The organism is Halomonas ramblicola, from assembly GCF_030409215.1.
GTDB classification, from domain to species: domain Bacteria; phylum Pseudomonadota; class Gammaproteobacteria; order Pseudomonadales; family Halomonadaceae; genus Halomonas; species Halomonas ramblicola.
Map to the genome: position 1 here is coordinate 346,053 of NZ_JAUFPL010000028.1, position 19,577 is coordinate 365,629.

Annotated in this window: 18 protein-coding genes and 1 other RNA gene; 4 read left to right on the forward strand and 15 right to left on the reverse strand. The window is 72.2% G+C overall.

The window, feature by feature from the left end:
• Window positions 1-182: 182 nt before the first annotated feature.
• The 14 genes from QWY80_RS12640 to rsmI form a co-directional block, all read right to left on the reverse strand.
• The gene (locus tag QWY80_RS12640; protein WP_290232002.1) at window positions 183-908 is read right to left on the reverse strand and encodes a cell division protein FtsQ/DivIB; all 726 of its coding nucleotides are present in this window, start codon (window positions 906-908) and stop codon (window positions 183-185) included.
• On the reverse strand, window positions 905-1,834 hold the full coding sequence (locus tag QWY80_RS12645) for a D-alanine--D-alanine ligase (RefSeq protein ID WP_290232004.1): 930 nt from the start codon (window positions 1,832-1,834) through the stop codon (window positions 905-907). The genes QWY80_RS12640 and QWY80_RS12645 overlap by 4 nt, the downstream gene beginning before the upstream one ends.
• Entirely contained in the window at window positions 1,831-3,243 is a 1,413-nt protein-coding gene (murC, locus tag QWY80_RS12650) for a UDP-N-acetylmuramate--L-alanine ligase (RefSeq protein WP_290232599.1), read from the reverse strand. Before murC ends, QWY80_RS12645 begins: the two co-directional genes overlap by 4 nt.
• A 58-nt stretch (window positions 3,244-3,301) precedes the next feature.
• Complete coding sequence (gene murG / locus QWY80_RS12655) at window positions 3,302-4,357, reverse strand: undecaprenyldiphospho-muramoylpentapeptide beta-N-acetylglucosaminyltransferase (protein ID WP_290232601.1); 1,056 nt, start codon at window positions 4,355-4,357, stop codon at window positions 3,302-3,304.
• A 29-nt stretch (window positions 4,358-4,386) separates the two neighbouring features.
• On the reverse strand, window positions 4,387-5,610 hold the full coding sequence (ftsW, locus tag QWY80_RS12660; RefSeq protein ID WP_290232006.1) for a putative lipid II flippase FtsW: 1,224 nt from the start codon (window positions 5,608-5,610) through the stop codon (window positions 4,387-4,389).
• Entirely contained in the window at window positions 5,607-6,986 is a 1,380-nt protein-coding gene (gene murD / locus QWY80_RS12665; RefSeq protein ID WP_290232008.1) for a UDP-N-acetylmuramoyl-L-alanine--D-glutamate ligase, read from the reverse strand. Before murD ends, ftsW begins: the two co-directional genes overlap by 4 nt.
• A 32-nt stretch (window positions 6,987-7,018) precedes the next feature.
• On the reverse strand, window positions 7,019-8,101 hold the full coding sequence (gene mraY / locus QWY80_RS12670) for a phospho-N-acetylmuramoyl-pentapeptide-transferase (RefSeq protein WP_290232009.1): 1,083 nt from the start codon (window positions 8,099-8,101) through the stop codon (window positions 7,019-7,021).
• Window positions 8,102-8,110: 9 nt separating this feature from the next.
• A complete protein-coding gene (locus QWY80_RS12675; RefSeq protein ID WP_290232010.1) occupies window positions 8,111-9,478 on the reverse strand; it encodes a UDP-N-acetylmuramoyl-tripeptide--D-alanyl-D-alanine ligase in 1,368 nt (455 codons plus the stop codon).
• Window positions 9,475-10,977 (reverse strand): UDP-N-acetylmuramoyl-L-alanyl-D-glutamate--2,6-diaminopimelate ligase, encoded by a 1,503-nt coding sequence (locus QWY80_RS12680; RefSeq protein ID WP_290232011.1) that lies wholly within the window; start codon window positions 10,975-10,977, stop codon window positions 9,475-9,477. Before QWY80_RS12680 ends, QWY80_RS12675 begins: the two co-directional genes overlap by 4 nt.
• 37 nt (window positions 10,978-11,014) lie before the next feature.
• Complete coding sequence (locus QWY80_RS12685; RefSeq protein ID WP_290232013.1) at window positions 11,015-12,736, reverse strand: peptidoglycan D,D-transpeptidase FtsI family protein; 1,722 nt, start codon at window positions 12,734-12,736, stop codon at window positions 11,015-11,017.
• Window positions 12,733-13,056, reverse strand: coding sequence for a cell division protein FtsL (ftsL, locus tag QWY80_RS12690; RefSeq protein ID WP_290232015.1), 324 nt, complete (start codon window positions 13,054-13,056; stop codon window positions 12,733-12,735). Before ftsL ends, QWY80_RS12685 begins: the two co-directional genes overlap by 4 nt.
• A 10-nt stretch (window positions 13,057-13,066) precedes the next feature.
• The gene (gene rsmH / locus QWY80_RS12695; protein WP_290232017.1) at window positions 13,067-14,023 is read right to left on the reverse strand and encodes a 16S rRNA (cytosine(1402)-N(4))-methyltransferase RsmH; all 957 of its coding nucleotides are present in this window, start codon (window positions 14,021-14,023) and stop codon (window positions 13,067-13,069) included.
• Window positions 14,024-14,078: 55 nt separating this feature from the next.
• Window positions 14,079-14,431: RNase P RNA component class A (gene rnpB, locus QWY80_RS12700), an RNA gene on the reverse strand.
• A gap of 281 nt (window positions 14,432-14,712) precedes the next feature.
• A complete protein-coding gene (gene rsmI / locus QWY80_RS12705; RefSeq protein ID WP_290232019.1) occupies window positions 14,713-15,576 on the reverse strand; it encodes a 16S rRNA (cytidine(1402)-2'-O)-methyltransferase in 864 nt (287 codons plus the stop codon).
• A 52-nt stretch (window positions 15,577-15,628) separates the two neighbouring features.
• On the opposite strand from rsmI, the gene QWY80_RS12710 reads away from it, so the two are divergent.
• From QWY80_RS12710 to QWY80_RS12725, 4 genes are read left to right on the forward strand one after another with little or no spacing between them, the layout of a single operon-like run.
• Window positions 15,629-17,389 (forward strand): penicillin-binding protein activator, encoded by a 1,761-nt coding sequence (locus QWY80_RS12710; protein ID WP_290232021.1) that lies wholly within the window; start codon window positions 15,629-15,631, stop codon window positions 17,387-17,389.
• Complete coding sequence (locus QWY80_RS12715; RefSeq protein ID WP_290232024.1) at window positions 17,373-17,741, forward strand: YraN family protein; 369 nt, start codon at window positions 17,373-17,375, stop codon at window positions 17,739-17,741. Before QWY80_RS12710 ends, QWY80_RS12715 begins: the two co-directional genes overlap by 17 nt.
• A 53-nt stretch (window positions 17,742-17,794) precedes the next feature.
• Window positions 17,795-18,388 (forward strand): phosphoheptose isomerase, encoded by a 594-nt coding sequence (locus QWY80_RS12720; protein ID WP_290232026.1) that lies wholly within the window; start codon window positions 17,795-17,797, stop codon window positions 18,386-18,388.
• Between the two features lie 4 nt (window positions 18,389-18,392).
• Window positions 18,393-18,968, forward strand: a complete 576-nt coding sequence (locus QWY80_RS12725; protein ID WP_290232029.1) for a BON domain-containing protein — start codon at window positions 18,393-18,395, stop codon at window positions 18,966-18,968.
• Window positions 18,969-19,042: 74 nt separating this feature from the next.
• Here the strand turns inward: QWY80_RS12725 and QWY80_RS12730 are convergent, their stop codons facing one another.
• Window positions 19,043-19,528, reverse strand: coding sequence for a ClpXP protease specificity-enhancing factor (locus QWY80_RS12730; RefSeq protein WP_290232031.1), 486 nt, complete (start codon window positions 19,526-19,528; stop codon window positions 19,043-19,045).
• Window positions 19,529-19,577: the final 49 nt, after the last annotated feature.

The window sequence follows — 19,577 nt, forward strand, 5'->3', positions numbered from 1 at the left end:
CTCGAACACTGGCCCGCATCTGGGGCCTGCAACACAAAAAATGAACCTGGGGCCAATTATAGGAACAACACGGGTTGATCCTCCACCCCGACGCGAAAAAGCCCTTCCACGATACGGTGATTTTGTCGCGAAAGAAACAGGCGTATGCCCTTCGACATGCGCCTTTCGCCGGGAAAAGGGAGCTAGCCCTCCTCCGCCTCGTCGAGGCCGTCCGGATCACTTTCACCGTGCCAGGCGACCGCCACCCCGTTGGGGTAACGCAGATCGATGTAGCGAATATGCGACGCCTGATCGCCGAGTTGTCGACGCCAGGCCGCGGTGAGCCTGGCCAGCCTCGCCTCGCGATCGTTGCGCCCCAGCATCACCCAGACGCCGTCGTCCAATTGGAAGCGCCAGGCACCGCGCGGCTCGAGACGCAACTGGGAGAGTTCCAGCCCCAGTTCGACGAAGCGCGCGGCCAGGCGTTCGTGGTAGGCCAGCACCTCGGCGCCGCTGCCCGGGGGACCGGCCAGATCGGGGAGGTCGCCGGGAGGCGACACCGGCCCCAGGGCGAAGGGCTCGCCCCGGGGATTGAGCAGATGATCGTCGTTCCAGCGCGCCACCGGCACCTGCTCCACCAGCTCGAAGGTCAGGGCATCGGGCCACTGGCGGCTGACCCGCACCTCGGCGATCCAGTCGATGGCCAGCGCCGACTCGCGCAGCTCGGCCACGTCCACCGACAACCAGGTGCGACCGCGCAGCAGCGGCGCCAGCCGGTCGCGCAGGTAGTCGGCACTGACATGGCCGAGCTCGCCGCGAATCGATACCCGCTCGATGGGACGATCGAGCCACAGCCACAGCGCCCTGCCGCCGGCGCCGAACAGCACCAGCAGCAGGACCACGCCGAGCAGGCCGCCGCGACGCCTCATGCCCGGCGGGGCTCCAGGGTGGTGGCGAGGATGCGCAGCACCAGGGCCGCGAAATCGATGCCCACATGGGCCGCCGCCTGGGGCACCAGGCTGTGGTCGGTCATGCCCGGGGAGGTATTGACCTCGATCAGCCAGAAGCGCCCCTCGCCGTCGCGCATCACGTCCACGCGCCCCCAGCCCTCGCCGCCCACCGCGGCGAAGGCCTGGCGGCAGAGCTCGCCGAGCTCGACCTCCACGGCCTCGCCGAGCCCGCACGGCAGGTGATAGCGGGTAGCGTCGGAAAGGTACTTGGCCGCGTAGTCATAGAAACCGCCGGCCGCCTCGACGCGGATCGCCGGCAGCACTTCGTCACCGAGCAGCGACACCGTGTACTCGTCGCCCTGGACGAAGCGCTCGGCCATCACCCGAGCGTCGAAGCGGGCCGCCTCGCGGTAGGCCGTCGCCAGCGCCTCGGCATCCTCGACGATGCTGATGCCCAGGGTCGAGCCCTCGTGCACCGGCTTGACGATCAGCGGCAGGCCGAGCCGCGCCACCACCGCCCCCCAGTCGGCATCGGGACCGAGCATCTCCGCTTCGGGAGTCGGCAGGCCCAGCGCCTGCCAGACCAGCTTGGTGCGCTGCTTGTCCATGCCCAGCGCCGAGGCCAGCACCCCGCTGCCGGTATAGGGAATGCCGAGCAGCTCGAGCGCCCCCTGCAGGGTACCGTCCTCGCCGCCGCGGCCGTGCAGGGCAATGAAGACCCGATCGGGATTCAGCGCCTCCAGCCCCACCAGTCCCCCCTCGGCGGGGTCGTAGCCGATGGCATCCACGCCGGCGCCCCGCAGGGCCGTGAGCACGGCGTGGCCGCTCTTCAGCGACACCTCACGCTCGGCGGAGTCGCCGCCATAGAGCACCACCACGCGTCCCAGGTCGTTCACCAGGCTCATAGGGTCACCTCGTCGAGCTTGAGCGCCGCCTCGGCCAGCGCCAGCGAGATGCCGCCGACGTCGCCGGCGCCCTGGGTGATCAGGATGTCGTCGGGGCGCAGCACCTTGCTCAGCAGCTCGGGCAGCTCGGCCTTGTCCTGGACGAAGATCGGGTCGACGCCGCCGCGCTGACGGATCGAACCCGCCAGGCTGCGCCCCTCGGCGCCGGGGATCGGCGCCTCGCCGGCGCTGTAGACGTCGAGCAGCAGCAGGGTGTCGACGCCGGCCAGCACCCGCACGAAGTCCTCGTAGAGGTCGCGGGTGCGGGTGTAGCGATGGGGCTGATAGACCATCACCAGGCGGCGCTCGGGCCAACCGGCGCGCACCGCCCGGATCACCATCTCCACCTCGCGGGGATGGTGGCCGTAGTCGTCCACCAGCATCACCTCGCCCGCCCCGCCCGGGGCCGCGAAGTGGCCGTGGACCTGGAAACGCCGTCCCACCCCCTGGAAGCCGGCCAGGCCGTGCAGGATGGCGGCGTCGTCCACCCCGGCATCCGTGGCCACGGCGATGGCGGCCAGGGCATTGAGGGCGTTGTGGTGGCCGGGCATGGCCAGGCGCACGGGCAACGGCGCCAGGTCGCCGGGCCGCCGGGCGGTGAAGCGCACCTCCCCTTCCGCCTGGACGAAGTCCTCGATCCGGTAGTCGGCGTCCTCGCTGAAGCCATAGGTGACGAACTGGCGGCTGACCCGGTCGAGCAGGCCGCGCACGTCGTCGTCGTCGATGCACAGGATCGCCAGGCCGTAGAACGGCAGGTTGTGCAGGAACTCCAGGAAGGTGCCCTTGAGCTTCTCGAAGTCGCCGCCGTAGGTGGCCATGTGGTCGGCGTCGATGTTGGTGACGATGGCCACCATGGGCTGGAGGTGCAGGAAGGAGGCGTCGGACTCGTCGGCCTCGGCCACCAGGTAGTCGCCCTCGCCCAGGCGCGCGTTGGTGCCGGCGCTGGTCAGCCGGCCGCCGATCACGAAGGTCGGGTCGAGGCCACCCTCGCCCAGCAGGGTGGCGGTGAGGCTGGTGGTGGTGGTCTTGCCGTGGGTGCCGGCCACGGCGATGCCGTGGCGGAAGCGCATCAGCTCGGCGAGCATTTCGGCGCGGCGCACCACCGGCACGCGGTGATCATGGGCCCAGCGGATCTCCGGATTGGCCTCGTCCACCGCGGTGGAGACCACCACCACGTCGGCGCCGGCGACGTGCTCGGCGGCGTGGCCGATGGCCACGCGGATGCCGCACTGGCGCAGGCGCGCCACCACCGCCGACTCGCGGAGGTCGCTGCCGCTGACGGCATAGCCCTGGTTGGCGAGCACCTCGGCGATGCCGCACATGCCGGCACCGCCGATGCCCACGAAATGGATGTGCCGGATGCGGCGCATGCCCAGGCCCCGGCCATTGGGTGCCGGGACGGCCTGGCCGGGCACCGGGCGTGATCTGCTATCGCTCAAAACCTGTCTCCATGCAGCCGGCCACCAGGCGCTCGACGGCGTCGAGATGCGCACAGGCCCGCGCCTGCGCCGCCATGGTGGCGAGTGTGTCGGGGTCGAGCAGCGTCGCCAGGCGCTCGGCCAGCGTCGCCGCGGTAAGATCCGTCTGGGGCAGCAGCCCGGCGGCGCCCTCCTCCACCAGGGCCCGGGCGTTGGCGGTCTGGTGGTCGTCAACGGCGTGGGGGAAGGGCACGAAGAGCGCCGGCTTGGCCGCGGCGGCCAGCTCCGCCACGGTCAGCGCCCCAGCGCGACACACCACCAGGTCCGCCCAGGCGTAGGCCCCGGCCATGTCATCGATAAAGGCCGTGACGTCCGCTTCGAGGCCGTGCCGCTCATAGGCCTCCCGGGTCGTCGCGTCCTTGTCGCGGCCCGCCTGGTGGCGCACCTCGGGGCGCGCGGCCTCGGGGAGTCGGGCCAGGGCCTCGGGCAGGCGCTCGTTCAGCGCCTGGGCGCCCAGGGAGCCGCCCACCACCAGCAGGCGCAGGCGACGCCCGGCCATCTCGGCGGCGCCCCGCGACGCCTCGCCCAGGGCGGCGATCTCCATCCGCACCGGGTTGCCGACCACCTCCGAGCGCCCGGGGAAGGCCTGGGGAAAGGCGGCATAGACCCGCCGCGCCAGCCGGGCCAGGGAGCGGTTGGTCAGCCCCGCCACGGCGTTCTGCTCGTGGATCACCAGCGGGCGCCTGGCCAGCCAGGCGGCGAGCCCCCCGGGACCGCTGGCGAAGCCGCCCAATCCCACCACCAGCTGGGGATCGAAGGTGCGGATCACCCGCCACGCCTGCCACACCGCCCGCGTCAGGTTGAAGGGGGCCAGCAGCCAGCCGGCGGCGCCCTTGCCGCGCAGGCCGGCCACGGCGATGCGGTGCAGCGGGATGTCGGCCTCGGGCACCAGGCGGTTCTCGATGCCGCGCGGGCTGCCCAGCCAGGCCACCTCGACGCCACGGGCCTGCAGGCCGCGGGCCAGGGAGAGCGCGGGAATGACGTGACCGCCGGTGCCGCCGGCCATGATCAGGGCGCGTCGCGGGGGGGACTGGTTCACGGGGCGGCTCCTCGGCTGTCGGAAGGTTCGGGACGCCCGCCCGGCCGATTGCGGGACGCGGTGGGTCGGGCGCGGCGCGCGGCGCGCCGGGTCTCGATATCGGCGCGCAGCAGCAGCGCCACCATGATGGCGCACACCAGCAGGCTCGAGCCGCCGTAGCTGAGCAGCGGCAGGGTCAGCCCCTTGGTGGGCAGCATGCCGCTGCTCACCGCGATGTTGATGAAGGCCTGGGCACCGATCACCAGGGCGATGCCGTAGCTGAGGTAGGCGGCGAAGGGCAGCCCCGCCAGCTCGGCACGTCGTCCCACGGCCATGGCGCGCCACACCAGCAGGGCGAACAGCCCGATCACCCCCACCGCGCCGAACAGCCCCAGCTCCTCGGCCAGCACGGCGAACACGAAGTCGGTATGCGCCTCGGGCAGGTAGAAGAGCTTCTGGACGCTGTTGCCCAGGCCCATCCCCAGCCAGCTGCCGCGACCGAAGGCAATCAGCGCCTGGGTCAGCTGGTAACCGCTGGCGAACTGGTCGGCCCAGGGATCGACGAAACTGGTCAGGCGTGCCAGGCGATAGGGTTCGGCGATCGCCAGCAGGGCGCCACACGCCGCCACCAGCAGCGCCAGCAGCAAAAAGCGCCCCCAGGGCGCGCCGGCCATCAGCAGCATGCCCATCACGCAGCCGGTCATCACCACCACGGCGCCATAGTCGGGCTCGAGGATCAGCAGCACGCCGAACAGGCCGAGTACCACCAGGGGACGCAGGAAGGCCCCCCACTGCCCGCGCACCTCGGCCAGGAAGCGCTCCAGGTAGCCGGCCAGGTAGACGATCAGGAACAGCTTGGCCAGCTCGGAGGCCTGGAGGTTGAAGGGCACGCCGGGCAGGGAGAGCCAGCGCTTGCTGCCGTTGATCTCGCGCCCCACCAGCAGCACCAGCGCCAGCAGGACGAGGCCCGTCAGCAGCAGCAGCGGGCCGTTGGCCTTCCACCAGGCCAGCGGCACCCGCAATACGCCGGCCGCCACGACCAGCGCCGCGACCAGGAAGATGCCGTGACGGATACTGAAGTACCAGGCGTTGCCGGTGAGGCTCGCCGCCACCTCGGAGGACGCCGAGGTCACCATTACCCAGCCCACCAGCATCAGCGCCAGGGCGGCCACCAGCAGCCAGCCGTCGCAGGGCTGGTCGCGGGTGGAGAGGGATTCGCGCAGTCGGGCCAGACGACTCATGCGCCCTCCTCCGCCAGGTGGCGGGTCACCCAGCGACGGAAGGCATCGCCACGCGCTGCGAAACCGGGAAACTGGTCGAGGCTGGCGCAGGCCGGCGAGAGCAGCACGCAGTCGCCTGGCGCAGCGATGGCCGCCGCCCTCTGCAGGGCGGCTTCCAGGTCATCGGCGCGCGTCAGGGGCAGCTGCCCGACCAGGGCGGCCTCCAGGCTCGCGGCATCCTCACCGAACAGGATCGCCTCGCGGCCGAAGCGCGCCAGGGGCGCGGCCAGCGGCGTGAAGTCGGCGCCCTTGCCCACGCCCCCGGCCAGCAGGATCAGTCGCCCCTCGAGGGTGGGCCCGAGCCCGGCGATGGCGGCCAGGGTCGCGCCCACGTTGGTGCCCTTGGAGTCGTTGATCCAGCGCACCCCGCCGGCCTCGGCCACCAGCTCGCCGCGGTGCGGCAGGCCCGGGAAGCATCGCAGCACCGCGCACATGGCCGCCAGCGGCAGGCCCAGGCGGTGGCCCATGGCCAGGGCCGCCAGGGCATTGGCCTGGTTGTGGCGTCCCGGCAGGCGCACCTCGGCGGCCGGCATCAGCGGCGTCGTACCGTGCATCAGCCAATCGCGGCCCTCGCGGCCGGCGATGCCCCAGTCGTCGCCCGCGGGGGCGCCCGTGGTGAAGCGATCCAGGGCCGGCACGGGGGCATCGGGCCAGGTCATGGGATCCTCGGCGTTGACCACGGCATGGCGGGCGCCGCGGAAGATGCCCAGCTTGGCGGCGCGGTAGCCGGCCATGTCGCCGTGGCGGTCCAGGTGGTCCTCGGAGAGGTTGAGGAAGGCCGCCGTCTCGGCGCCCAGCCGCGGCGTGGTCTCGAGCTGGAAGCTGGAGAGCTCGAGCACGAAGAGCTCCGCGTCGGGCGCCGCGTCGAGCAGGTCCAGGGCCGGGGTCCCCAGGTTGCCGCCCACCGCCACGTGCACCCCCGCCTCGCGGGCCATCTCGCCGACCAGGGTGGTGACAGTGGACTTGGCGTTGGCCCCGGTGATGGCGGCGATGGGCGCGCGGGCCTCGCGCACGAAGAGCGCCATCTCGCCCACCACCAGGGGCTCGCCGGTGGCCGCGCGGGTGCGTCCGGCCAGTGCCTCGAGCCCCGGGGTGCCCGGATCCACCCCGGGGCTCACCACCACCTCCTCCACCGTGGCGAGATCGAGCCCGGTCAGCGGTCCCAGGTGCACCGCCACGCCGGGATGGGCGGCACGGAAGTCGTCCAGCCCGGGGGGAGCCGCGCGGGTATCGGCGACCATGAAGGGCACCCCTCGCCGCCCCAGGTGGCGGCAGATGGCGCGCCCCGAGAGCCCCAGCCCCACCACCAGGGTGATGCCTTCGGGTATCCTGACCATGCCCCCTGCCTCGCTCGTGCCGTCGGAATGCATCAGCGCACCTTGAGGGTGGCCAGGCCGATCAGCACCAGCACCACGGTGATGATCCAGAAGCGCACGATGACCCTCGGCTCCGGCCAGCCCTTGAGCTCGTAGTGGTGATGCAGCGGGGCCATGCGGAAGATGCGCCGGCCGGTGAGCTTGTAGGAGCCCACCTGGAGGATCACCGAGACGGTCTCCATGACGAAGATGCCGCCCATGACGAAGAGCACGATCTCCTGGCGCACGATCACCGCTACCACGCCCAGGGCCGCGCCCAGGGCGAGCGCCCCCACGTCGCCCATGAACACCTGGGCGGGGTAGGTGTTGAACCACAAAAAGCCCAGCCCGGCGCCGGCGATGGTGGCACAGAACACCGCCAGCTCGCCGGCGCCGGGGATGTTGGGGATCTGCAGGTAGTCGGCGAACACCGCGTTGCCGCTGGCGTAGGCGAACACCGCCAGGCCCATGGCCACCAGCACCGTGGGCATGATCGCCAGGCCGTCGAGGCCGTCGGTGAGGTTCACGGCGTTGGAGCTGCCCACGATCACCAGGTAGGTGAGCACCACGTAGAGGACGCCCAGTTGCAGCACCACGTCCTTGAACAGCGGCACGATCAGGCTGGTCTCCACCGGCGAGGCCGCCGTGAGGTAGAGCAGCACGGCGGCGACCAGGCCGATCAGCGACTGCCAGAAGTACTTCCAGCGCGCCGGCAGGCCACGGGGGTTCTTCTCCACCACCTTGCGATAGTCGTCGACCCAGCCGATGGCGCCGAAGCCCAGGGTCACGGCCAGCACGATCCACACGTAGTGGTTGGCCAGGTCGCCCCACAGCAGGCTACTCACGGCGATGGCCATGAGGATCATGGCCCCGCCCATGGTCGGGGTGCCGGCCTTGGAGAGGTGCGACTGGGGGCCGTCATCGCGCACCGCCTGGCCGATCTGCCGTTCGACCAGGCGACGGATCATCACCGGTCCCAGCCACAGACAGAGCACCAGGGCGGTGAGCGTGCCCAGGATCATCCTCAGGGTGAGGTAGTTGAAGACGTTGAAGGCGCTGAAGTGCTGCGCCAGGAAGTCAGCCAGAAAGAGGAGCATGTATCGCGTTCACTCTGTTGTGTCCTCGCGCAGCGCCGCCACCACGCGCTCCATGGCGGCGCTGCGCGACCCCTTGACCAGCACGCTGGCCCCGCGGGGAAGATGGTCGAGGACGTGGCGCACCAGCGCCTCGCGCTCGTCGAAGTGGCACCCACCCTCGCCGAAGGCCCGGCTGGCGGGCCACGCCGCCTCGCCGAGGGTGCCCAGGAAAGCGATCCCCAATTCCCGTGCGTGGCGCCCGATCTCGGCATGCAACCGCTCGGACGCCTCTCCCAACTCGCCCATGGCGCCCAGCAGGCACCAGTGCGGCCCGGGCAGCGTGACCAGCAGGTCCAGCGCCGCCTTCACCGCGCCGGGGTTGGCGTTATAGGTATCGTCCAGCAACCGCGAGCCCTTGACCCCCGTCTCTACGGCGAGGCGCCCCGGCATGGGCGCCACCGCCTCCAGCCCCGCCACCACCTCGGCGGCAGGCACGCCCAGGGCCAGGGCGGCGGCGGCGGCGGCCAGGGCATTGGCCAGGTTGTGGCGCCCCATCAGGCGGAGTTCGACGCGCCCCTGCTCGTGGCCGTCGACGACAAGCGTGAAAGCATAGCGCCCGAGGGCATCGCAGGCCAGCGCCCGGGCGCCGACCCTGGCCTCCTCGCCCAGGCCGAAGTCGAGCACCTCCCGGGGGGCGGCCAGGCACGCCCAGGTGGCGAAGTAGGCATCGTCACGATTGAGCACCGCCACCCCGTCGGCGGGCAGGCCGGCGAGGATCTCCGCCTTGGCCTGGGCGATGCGCCCCATGCCGCCGAACTCGCCGACATGGGCGCCGGTGACATTGGTGATCACCGCCACCGCCGGCTCGGCCAGGGCCACTGTCCAGGCGATCTCACCCACATGGTTGGCGCCCAGCTCCACCACCGCCTGGCGATGCTCGGGGGCCAGCTCGAGCAGCGTCAGCGGCGCGCCGATATCGTTGTTGAGGTTGCCCCGGGTGGCCAGCGTCGCGCCACGCCGCCCCAGGATGGCGGCCAGCAGCTCCTTGACGGTGGTCTTGCCGCTGTTGCCGGTGACCGCCGCCAGCGGCCCGCCCCAGGCGCGACGCCGGGCCCGTCCCAGCAGCCCCAGGGCCAGGCGGGTATCGGCCACCACCAGCTGCGGCAGCGGGTCGTCCACCGGCCGCTCCACCACCGCCGCCACCGCGCCGGCCTCGCGGGCCTCGCCGAGGAAGTCGTGGGCGTCGAAGCGCTCGCCGTGCAGCGCCACGAAGAGGCTGCCCGGGGCGAGTTGCCGGGTATCGGTGACGATCGCCTCGATCGCCGGGGCCTGGGTCGGCGCCGGCAGGCCCAGGGCCTCGGCCACCTCGGCGAGGGTCGCGAGTCCGACGTCGCTCATGGCGCGCCCTCCCCGGCCCGGGCCGCCAGCGCCCGCCCGGCGGCGTCACGGTCCGAGAAGGGGTGGCGCACCCCGGCGATCTCCTGGTAGGTCTCGTGACCCTTGCCGGCGATCAGCACCACGTCCTCGGCGCCCGCCTCGGCCAGCGTCCGGGCGATGGCCACGCCGCGGCCATCCATCACCCAGGCCTGGCCACGGGCCGCCGGCGACAGGCCCGCCAGCACCTGCCGGCGGATCGCCTCGGGATCCTCGCCGCGGGGGTTGTCGTCGGTGATCACCAGGCGGTCGGCGTGACGCTCGGCGGCGGCGGCCATCAGCGGGCGCTTGCCCGGGTCGCGATCGCCGCCGCAGCCGAACAGGCACCACAGCCGCCCGCTGCCGGGCAGGTGGTCGCGCAGCGCCGCCAGGGCGTTGTCCAGGGCGTCCGGGGTGTGGGCGTAGTCGATCACCACCGCGGGGGCACCGGGCCGCGCCAGGATCTCCATGCGCCCGGGCACCGGCGACAGCTCGGCCGCCGCGGCGAACAGCGCCGCGAGGTCGTGGCCCAGGCCGTGGAGGGTGGCCATGGCCAGCAGGACGTTGTCCAGGTTGAAGCGCCCCACCAGGGGCAGCGCGAGCTCGCGCTCGCCGTCCGGGGTCGCCACCAGGGCCCGCTGTCCCGTGCCGTGGGGGAAGCGCTCCAGCACCCTCAGGGTGACCGCCTCGTCACGGCCGCTGGCCAGCACCCGCACGCCGGCGGGCAGGCCGGCCAGCATCAGCCGTGCCAGGGGATCGTCGCCGTTGACCACGGCCAGCTCGAGCTCCTCGCGCCGGAACAGCCGGGCCTTGGCGGCGGCGTAGGCGGCCATGCCGCCGTGGTAGTCGAGGTGGTCGCGGCTGAGGTTGGTGAACACCGCCGCCTTGACCCGGCAGCCGTCGAGGCGCCCCTGCTCGAGGGCGTGGGAGGAGACCTCCATGGCCACCCGGCCGATGCCGGCGGCCGCCAGCTCGCCCAGGGCCGCCTGCAATGCCAGGGGCCCGGGGGTGGTCAGCCCGCCCTCGGCCAGGGCACCGGGCCGGCCGTGGCCGAGGGTGCCGATCACCCCGGCATCGACCCCCAGGGCGAGACTCAGCTCGGCGAGGTAGTGGGTCACCGAGCTCTTGCCGTTGGTGCCGGTGACGCCGACCAGTTCCAGGGCGTCGGGTACCGCGAAGAGCGCCCGGCCCAGCTCGCCCAGGCGCTCGCGCAGCCCCTCCAGGGCCACCACGCCCGGCGCCTCGGGACAGACGCGGCCGTCGCCGACGTGGCACAGCACCAGTGCCGCCCCGGCGGCCAGGGCGGCGTCGATATGGTCGCGGCCATCGGCGGCCACGCCCGGCAGTGCCACGAAGACATCGCCGGGGTCGAGGGCACGGCTGTCGAGGCACAGGCGCACCTCGGGTGCCGCCAGGGACGGCGGCGGCGTCTCCGGCCAGAGCCGGGACAGGGCATCGATCAACCGGGAGGTGGCTAGCTGCATGGCTGGCCTCGCTGCCTGGCGGTATGCGGCATATCGGTCATGGCGTCTCCCTGGGCGGGCGCTGGTCGGGGGGCACGTCGAGCAGGCGCAGGGCACTGCCGGCGATGCGCGAGAACACCGGGGCGGCTACCGCCCCGCCGTAGTAGTCGTCGCCGCGAGGGCGGTCGATCATCACCACCACGACGATGCGCGGATCCGACACCGGCACGATGCCGGCGAAGAGGCTGCGGTAGGCGTCCTGTTCATAGCCGCCGGCGGAGGACTTGCGCACCGTGCCGGTCTTGCCGGCGACCCGGTAGCCGGGCACCACGGCGCGGCGTGCCCCGGTGTCCGGCTGCACCACCTGCTCCATGATGCGCAGCAGGTCGTGGGCCACCTCGGGATCGATGGTCGGGGTTCCCTCCGGCGCCTCGTTCAGGCGCAGCAGCGACGGCGGCATCCGCTCGCCGTCGTTGGCCAGTGCCGTGTAGGCGCTGGCCAGCTGCAGGGCCGAGACCGACAGCCCATAGCCGTAGGAGAGCGCCGCCCACTGGCTGCGCGACCAGCGCACCGGCGCCGGCAGGGTACCGGTGGCCTCGCCCGGGAAGCCGGTCTCCGGGCTCAGGCCGAGGCCGAGCCGGCGGTAGAGATCGGGCACCAGGGGATCGTCGAGCTCCAGCACCAGCTTGGACATGCCGATGTTGGAGGACTTCTCGAGGATCCCGGCCAGGGTCAGCTCGCCGTAGTCGCGGATGTCGTGGATGGTGAAGCGGTCGATGCGCATCCAGCCCGGCGAGGTGTCCACCACGGTGTCGCGGTCGAAGCGGCCGCTCTCCATGATCGCCGCCATGGCCAGCGGCTTCATCACCGAGCCCGGCTCGAAGACGTCGACGATGGCCTGGTTGCGCAGGCCACGAGGGTCGAGCCCGGCACGGTTGTTGGGGTTGTAGGAAGGCTGGTTGGCCATGGCCAGCACCTCGCCGGTGCGGGCATCGAGCATCGTCACCACCCCGCCGTCGGCGTCGTGCTCGGCCACCGCCGCCTTGAGTTCGCGGTAGGCCATGTACTGCAGACGCTGGTCGATGGCCAGCGTCAGCTCGCCGCCGGGCTTCGCCTCGCGCAGCACCTCCAGGTCGCGGACCAGGCGGCCGCGGCGGTCCTTGAGCACGCGCCGCTGGCCGGGGGTGCCGGCCAGGTAGGGCTGATAGGCGAGCTCGAGCCCCTCCTGGCCCACGTCGTCGACGTTGGTGACGCCGAGCAACTGGGCGGTCACCTCACCGGCCGGATAGTAGCGCTTGTACTCGTTGCGCGGATAGACGCCGGGGATGCGCAGGTCCATCACCTCCTGGGCGGCCTCGGGCGTCATCTGGCGACGCAGGTACATGAACTCGCGTTCGGCATAGCGCGCCAGGCGCTCGTCCAGCGCCTCGGGATCCTGGCCCAGCGCCCGAGCCAGCTGGAAGCGCTGGATGGGATCCTCGGGCACCTCCTCGGGGTTGGCCCAGAGGGTCACCACCGGGGTGGAGATCGCCAGCGGCTCGCCGTGGCGGTCGGCGATCATCCCACGGTGGGCCGGCAGGGTGTCGGTGCGCAGGGTGCGGGCGTCGCCCTGGCCCTGCAGGAAGGGGCGGTCGACCACGTGGAGGATGGCGATGCGCCCCACCAGCAAGCCCAGCGCCAGCAGCACCACGCCCAGCATCAGGCCATAGCGCAGCCGACCCATGGGCGCCATGGGCGGTGGGCGGCGCGGGGTGACGGCACGACGCACCTCGGTGCTCATGGACGAATCACCTCGACCTCGTCGACGCCGGGCAGGCGCATCTCCAGGCGCTGCACCGCCAGGCGCTCGATACGCGCCGGCGTGGACCAGGCGCTCTCCTCCAGCAGCAGCTGGCCCCACTCGGTCTGCAACTGCTGCTGCTCGCGCTCCAGCTGCTGCAGGCGGGCATACTGTTCACGGGTGAGATGGCTGGTGGTGATGACCGCCAGGGCGCTGCCCAGGCAGGCCACCACCAGTACCAGCACCACCGGCAACCAGGGGCTGGCGTGAAGCACCAGCGGCCAGGCGAAGCGGGAGGTAACGGATCGTCCCTGTTGCATGCCGACTCCTTCAGTACCGCTTGCGCGCCACCCGCATCACCGCGCTGCGGGCGCGGGGGTTCTCCGCCACCTCGTCGGCACCGGGGCGTTGCGCCTTGCCCAGCGCCTCGAGACGCCGCTCGAGTTGCTCATCACGAACCGGAACGCCCCGGGGCAGGTGGGTGTCGCCGCGCACATGGTGGCGGATGAAGCGCTTGACGCGGCGATCCTCCAGGGAGTGAAAACTGATCACCACCAGGTGACCGCCCGGCGCCAGCGCCTCGAGGCCCGCCTCCAGGGCGGCGTCGAGCTGCTCGAGCTCGCCGTTGACCTGGAGGCGCAGCGCCTGGAACACCCGGGTGGCCGGGTGCTTGTGCTTCTCCCAGGCGGGATGGGCCGCCTTGACCACCTCGGCGAGGTCGGTGGTGCGTTCGAAGGGGCGCTCGGCGCGGCGTGCCACGATGGCCCTGGCCAGGCGACGGGCGAAGCGCTCCTCGCCGTACTCCTTGAACACCCGGGCCAGCTCGGCCTCGCCGGCGCGGGCAAGGAAGCCCGCCGCGCTCTCGCCACGGGAAGGGTCCATGCGCATGTCGAGCGGCCCGTCGCGCAGGAAGCTGAAGCCGCGACCGGGGTCGTCGAGCTGCGGCGAGGAGACGCCGACGTCGAGCAGGATACCGGCCAGCCGGCCGTGGAGGCCGCGGGCCTCGGCGATCTCGCCGAGCCGGGCGAACTCGGCCCGCTCGATGGTGAAGCGGGCATCCTCGAGGCGGGCCGCCTCGGCGACGGCCTGGGGGTCACGATCGATGGCCAGCAAGCGGCCGGCCGGCGCGAGCCTGGCGAGGATGGCCCGGGAGTGGCCGCCGCGGCCGAAGGTACCGTCCAGGTAGGCCCCGGCGGGATCATGGACCAGGGCGTCGACGGCGCCGTCGAGCAGCACGCTGGCGTGGCGGTAACCGCACTGGGGTGTTTCGGGGGCGGACGACGGCATGCGCTTCTCGATCGACGGCTGGGCGGCGCCGGCAGGCAGCCGACGCCGGATGAACGGGGGGAGCCGGCCGATAAGCCGGGTTCTGTCGTGGACAGTCATTCATCTAGGGGCCGCGTCACCACGGCCCTCGAGCGACCTACCCGAACCCGGCGCGGGCCACGCCATCGGGTTCCTATTTGGTCTTGCTCCGAGTGGGGTTTACCGTGCCACGCACTGTTGCCAGGCGCGCGGTGCGCTCTTACCGCACCCTTTCACCCTTGCCGGCCTCCCGCAGGAGACGTAGGCGGTCTGCTCTCTGCTGCACTTTCCGTCGGCTCGCGCCGCCCAGGGGTTACCTGGCACTCTGCCCTGTGGAGCCCGGACTTTCCTCCCCCGGATCGCTCCGGCGGCGACTGTCTGGCCGACTCCCGCGGCAAGGATACCAGCGCCCCGACACCCCCTCAACAAGCAGCGCCTTTCAACGGCAGCACCGCCGCCGGCCGCGAGGGGCGCCGGGGGCAAGCCGAAGAGGGGGTCCTATGCCAGGGGTGAGGAGCAATGCTCCGAACGGGCTGGCCATGGATGGCCAGCACCGGACCTGCGAGCGAAGCGGGACGCGAGAGCGAAGCAGGGTATCGGTAGCGCCCAGGGACGGGTTTACAGCGCCCCCTCGCAGGCTTGCCGGCGGAACAGCCCCAAGCGACCTTGCCTCAGCGGGAAGCCTGGTCCTTGAGGGCCTGGGCCCGGGCGTACCAGCCTTTCTTGGCGCCGCCCAGGGTGCGCGCCACCACCGCCGCGGCCTGCTTGACGCCGACGCCCTCGCCGAGCAGCGCCGCCAGCAGGGCCTCGCCCTCGACCTCGGCGGCCTCGCCCGGGGCCTGCGCCTCGGCGCCGGCCACCATCACCACGAATTCGCCGCGCGCCTGGTCGGGATCCTCGGCCAGGCGGGCCAGCAGCGCCGCGGCGGGACCCTCGAGGAAGGTCTCGAAGGTCTTGGTCAGCTCGCGGGCCAGCACCACCCGACGCTCGCCCAGCGTCGCCCCCAGGTCGGCGAGGGTGGCACGGATGCGATGGGGCGATTCGTAGAACACCAGGGTCTCCTCGCGGGCGACCAACGCCTCCAGGCGCCCCCGACGGGCCGCCCCCTTGGCCGGCAGAAAGCCCTGGAAGAGGAAGCGGTCGGTGGGCAGCCCCGCCGCCGACAGCGCCGCCACCAGGGCGCAGGGACCCGGCACCGGCACGATGCGCCGCCCGCGGGCGCGCAGTTCGCGCACCAGCACGAAGCCCGGGTCGCTGATCAGCGGGGTGCCGGCGTCGCTGACCAGGGCGATGGACTCCCCGGCCACCAGGCGGGCGTCGAGTTGCTCGACCCGCGCCGCCTCGTTGTGCTCGTGCAGCGAGAGCATGGGCACCGCGAGCCCCAGGTGGCGCAGCAGCCGCGCGGTATGCCGGGTATCCTCGGCGGCGACCAGCGCCACCTCGCCCAGCAGGCGGGCGGCGCGGGGGCTCAGGTCCTCCAGATTCCCAATCGGCGTGGCGACCACGTACAATGAAGCGGAGTTCGAGTCTGTCACCGGCGGCTCCTCGGCAAGCTCCTGACACTACGGATGAAGGAAGGATGGATTCATGGGGACACTGACACGCGGCCTGCTGGCCACCGCGCTCTCCGCGCTGCTGCTGGCGGGCTGCGCCTACCGGCCGGGCATCGTCGAGCGCGCGCCCGATGCGGACCCGGCCGGCCTGCTGGAGCAGGCGCAGCAGCAGGAGCCGGCCCAGGCGGCCCGCACGCGACTCGAGGCGGCGGACATCCTAGCACGCCAGGGACAGCGCACCCAGGCGCTGGAGATCGCCGCCGAGATCGATGACGAACTCCTCGAGGTGGGGCCGCGCACCCGCTGGGCGCTGCTGCTGGCCGACCTCGGCCAGAGCGAGGGCGACCCCCGAGCGGTGGTCCGGGCCGGCCAGGACCTGGACGCCCTCGACCTGGATCGCGACCAGGCGCTGGGGCTGCGCGAGCGCCTGGGGCTGGCGCTACTCGAGCTGGACGAGCCGGCCGCCGCGGCCGATGCGCTGCTGGCGGTCCAGGCCGAGACCGGTGACGAGGCCCTCAACGACCCGATCTGGCGTGCCGTCGGCGACCTCGACGGCCGCGCCCTGTCACGCCTCGGCGAGGACGCCGACGAGCTGACCCGCGGCTGGGTGCGCCTCGCCGAACTGGTGCGTAACAGCGGCGGCGACCTCGAACGGCTGTTCGCCCGCCTCGACGACTGGCGCAGCCGCCACGAGCGCCATCCGGCCGCCCGCCGGCTGCCCGCCGACCTCCTCGCCCTGCGCGAACTGCGCGGCCAGGAGGTCCGCCACATCGCCGTGCTGCTGCCCGAGTCGGGCCCCCTGGCGAGGGTTGCCGAGGCCATCGCCCAGGGCATGCGCAACCGCCACCGTCAGGCCGTGGGCGATGGCGGCAGCGGCGTCCAGTTGAGCTTCATCGATGCCGGCCGGGGCAGCCTGGAGGCCCTCTATCGCGAGGCCGAGAACCGCGGCGCCCAGGTGGTGGTGGGCCCGCTGGACAAGGACCGGGTCAGCGAACTCGAGCGCCGCGACCGCCTGCCCCTGCCGACCCTGGCGCTGAACTACGGCAGCGGTGAGCGCAACCGGGCCGAAGGGCTCTTCCAGTACGGCCTCTCCGCCGAGGACGAGGCCCGCCAGGCCGCCCAGCGCGCCTGGCGCGACGGCCATCGCCGCACCGCCCTGCTGGTGCCCGACAACGACTGGGGACGCCGCGTCGGCGAGGCCTTCTGGGACGAGTGGCGCGCCCAGGGCGGCGAGGTCACCAATGCCGTGCGCTACAACCCCGACGCCTCGGCCACCGAGAGCACCCGCCGCGCCATCACCGATCCGCGGCCCGACGCCCTCTTCCTGCTGGCGCTGCCCGACTACGCCCGCCAGGTCCCCCCGACCCTGGACTACTACGGTGCCGCCGAGCTGCCCGTCTACGCCACCTCCCACCTCTTCGAGGGGCGGCTCAACCCGCGCCTCGACGGCGACCTGGACGACGTCCAGTTCCTGGACATCCCCTGGCAGATCCCCGACGCCGCGGTGGGCGGCGAGGACGCCCTACCCTTCGCCGCGAGCTACCGCGAACTGCGCGAGGAGTCCGACCCCAATCTCTTCCGGCTGCACGCCATGGGCGTGGATGCCTACGAACTGGCCCGCCGCCTGCCGCAGTTCCAGGCGGTGCCGAACAGCGAGCTGTTCGGCGCCACCGGCACCCTGAGGGCCGCTCCCGACGGCCGCATCCAGCGCCTGCTGCCCTGGGCACGCTTCGTCAACGGGGTGCCGCAGCCGATCCTGATCCCGGGCCTCCTCGGCGATGAACGGACCCCGTGACGCCCGCGCCCGCGGCGAGGCCGTCGAACGCCTCGCCGCGGCCTGGCTGGCCGAGCGCGGCCTGGTGCCGGTGGCCGCCAACCAGCACGCCAAGGGCGGCGAGATCGACCTGGTGATGCGCGACGGCGAGACCCTGGTGTTCGTCGAGGTGCGGCATCGCGCCGACGTCCGCCACGGCCACCCGCTCGAGACCATCACCCCCACCAAGCAGCGTCGCCTGATCCGGGCGGCGCGTTTTTATCTCCAGCGCAACCGGCTATCATGTCCCTGCCGCTTCGACGTGCTCGCCGTCACCGGCCTGCCGCCCGAACTCGAGTTCGAATGGGTGGTCAATGCCTTCGATGCGTACTAGGGAAATGCCGAGCGCATCGGTTTCCCCAACTCGGCAAAGGACCCGGACATCACATGGATTTCCAGCAGCGCATTCTCGATCACTTCAATGCCAGCATCGACACCAAGACCTATGCCAGCGAGGTGCTGCCGCCGTTCATCGAGGTGGCCAGCCAGATGATGGTCCAGTGCCTGGTCAACGAGGGCAAGATCCTGGCCTGCGGCAATGGCGGCAGTGCCGGCGACAGCCAGCACTTCTCCTCGGAGCTGCTCAACCGCTTCGAGCGCGAGCGCCCCAGCCTGCCGGCCCTGGCGCTGACCACCGACACCTCGACGCTGACCTCCATCGCCAACGACTACAGCTACAACGAGGTCTTCTCCAAGCAGGTGCGTGCCCTGGGCCAGCCCGGCGACATCCTGCTGGCGATCTCCACCAGCGGCAACTCGGCCAACGTCATCCAGGCCATCCAGGCCGCCCACGACCGCGACATGACGGTGGTCGCCCTGACCGGGCGCGACGGCGGCAACATGGCCTCCCTGCTGGGCCAGGACGACTGCGAGATCCGCGTTCCCGCGACCTCCACGGCGCGCATCCAGGAGATCCACCTGCTGGCGATCCACTGCCTGTGCGACCTGATCGACGAACAACTCTTCGGCACGAGCGAGTAACCCCATGACCCGGAAGTCACTTCTCCCCCTGCTGCTGGCCGCCGGCCTGGGCCTCACCGGCTGCACCGCCGTCACCAGCGTTACCCACCAGGGCACCATCGACGAGAACTACGGCGAACGCACCGTCGGCACCCAGGTCGAGGACCAGAGCATCGAGACCAAGATCTCGCACAACCTGGGGCGCACCGACGCCCGCCTCGACGATGCCCGCATCAACGTCGACGTCTACAACGGCGTGGTGCTGATCACCGGCCAGGTGCCCAGTGAGGAGCTGCGGGACAAGGCCGTCGAGGTGGCCGGCGCGGTGCGCAACGTCCGCGAGGTGCACAACGAGCTGACCGTGGCCGGCAACCTGCCGGCCAGCCAGCGCCTCGCCGACGGCTGGCTCAGCACCCGGATCCGCACCAGCCTGGCCGCCAACGAGCGAATCGACACGGGCCGCATCCGGGTGATCACCGAGAACGCCAGCGTCTACCTGATGGGCATCGTGACCCGCGCCGAGGCCGACCGCATCGTCGATGCCGTCTCCCGGGTCGGCGGCATGCAGCGCATCGTCAAGGTGTTCGACTACCTCGACTGAGCCTCGCCCGGAACGCAGAACGGCAGGCCCGCGGGCCTGCCGTTCTGCGTCGGGAGCCTGGTGCCGGAAGCGCGCTACTTGACGACCCGCAGCGAGGGCTTGCCCTTGCGCGGCCGTGACTCGCCGTCCTCCTCCTCGCCCGGCCCGGAGGCCTCGGCACCCTCCGGTGCCTCCTCCGACTCGGCGTCCACGCTGGACAGCGCGGGCCCCGCCTCCGCGTCGTCGGCCTCCGCGGCGGGAGCCGGCATCACCGGCTCATGGCCGAACACCATGCCCACGCCGTTCTCCCGGGCGTAGATGGCCACCAGCGCCTCGCTGGGCACCATCACCTGCATGGGCCGGCCGCCGAAGCGGGCGCCGAAGGAGATCGCCTCGTTCTCCATGCTGAGGTCGCGTACCGCGCTCGGCGAGAGATTGAGGACGATCTGACCGTTCTGCACGAACTGGCGCGGCACCTCGACGCCGGGGCGTTCCGCATCCACGACGATGTAGGGAGTGAGCTCGTTGTCCAGCAGCCATTGGTACAGGGCCCTGGCGAGATAGGGGCGACTGGAATGCATGTCTGGCCCTCCTCTAGTCGGTCGGGCGCCCGGGATACGGGCGGCCGAG

What these genes read in the sequence shown, in the direction of transcription:
- QWY80_RS12640 (WP_290232002.1), bottom strand. Translation starts at nt 908, where the DNA reads ATGAGGCGTCGCGGCGGCCTGCTCGGCGTGGTCCTGCTGCTGGTGCTG.
- QWY80_RS12645 (WP_290232004.1), bottom strand. Translation starts at nt 1,834, where the DNA reads ATGAGCCTGGTGAACGACCTGGGACGCGTGGTGGTGCTCTATGGCGGC.
- murC (WP_290232599.1), bottom strand. Translation starts at nt 3,243, where the DNA reads ATGCGCCGCATCCGGCACATCCATTTCGTGGGCATCGGCGGTGCCGGC.
- murG (WP_290232601.1), bottom strand. Translation starts at nt 4,357, where the DNA reads ATGGCCGGCGGCACCGGCGGTCACGTCATTCCCGCGCTCTCCCTGGCC.
- ftsW (WP_290232006.1), bottom strand. Translation starts at nt 5,610, where the DNA reads ATGAGTCGTCTGGCCCGACTGCGCGAATCCCTCTCCACCCGCGACCAG.
- murD (WP_290232008.1), bottom strand. Translation starts at nt 6,986, where the DNA reads ATGGTCAGGATACCCGAAGGCATCACCCTGGTGGTGGGGCTGGGGCTC.
- mraY (WP_290232009.1), bottom strand. Translation starts at nt 8,101, where the DNA reads ATGCTCCTCTTTCTGGCTGACTTCCTGGCGCAGCACTTCAGCGCCTTC.
- QWY80_RS12675 (WP_290232010.1), bottom strand. Translation starts at nt 9,478, where the DNA reads ATGAGCGACGTCGGACTCGCGACCCTCGCCGAGGTGGCCGAGGCCCTG.
- QWY80_RS12680 (WP_290232011.1), bottom strand. Translation starts at nt 10,977, where the DNA reads ATGCAGCTAGCCACCTCCCGGTTGATCGATGCCCTGTCCCGGCTCTGG.
- QWY80_RS12685 (WP_290232013.1), bottom strand. Translation starts at nt 12,736, where the DNA reads ATGAGCACCGAGGTGCGTCGTGCCGTCACCCCGCGCCGCCCACCGCCC.
- ftsL (WP_290232015.1), bottom strand. Translation starts at nt 13,056, where the DNA reads ATGCAACAGGGACGATCCGTTACCTCCCGCTTCGCCTGGCCGCTGGTG.
- rsmH (WP_290232017.1), bottom strand. Translation starts at nt 14,023, where the DNA reads ATGCCGTCGTCCGCCCCCGAAACACCCCAGTGCGGTTACCGCCACGCC.
- QWY80_RS12710 (WP_290232021.1), top strand. Translation starts at nt 15,629, where the DNA reads ATGGGGACACTGACACGCGGCCTGCTGGCCACCGCGCTCTCCGCGCTG.
- QWY80_RS12715 (WP_290232024.1), top strand. Translation starts at nt 17,373, where the DNA reads ATGAACGGACCCCGTGACGCCCGCGCCCGCGGCGAGGCCGTCGAACGC.
- QWY80_RS12720 (WP_290232026.1), top strand. Translation starts at nt 17,795, where the DNA reads ATGGATTTCCAGCAGCGCATTCTCGATCACTTCAATGCCAGCATCGAC.
- QWY80_RS12725 (WP_290232029.1), top strand. Translation starts at nt 18,393, where the DNA reads ATGACCCGGAAGTCACTTCTCCCCCTGCTGCTGGCCGCCGGCCTGGGC.
- QWY80_RS12730 (WP_290232031.1), bottom strand. Translation starts at nt 19,528, where the DNA reads ATGCATTCCAGTCGCCCCTATCTCGCCAGGGCCCTGTACCAATGGCTG.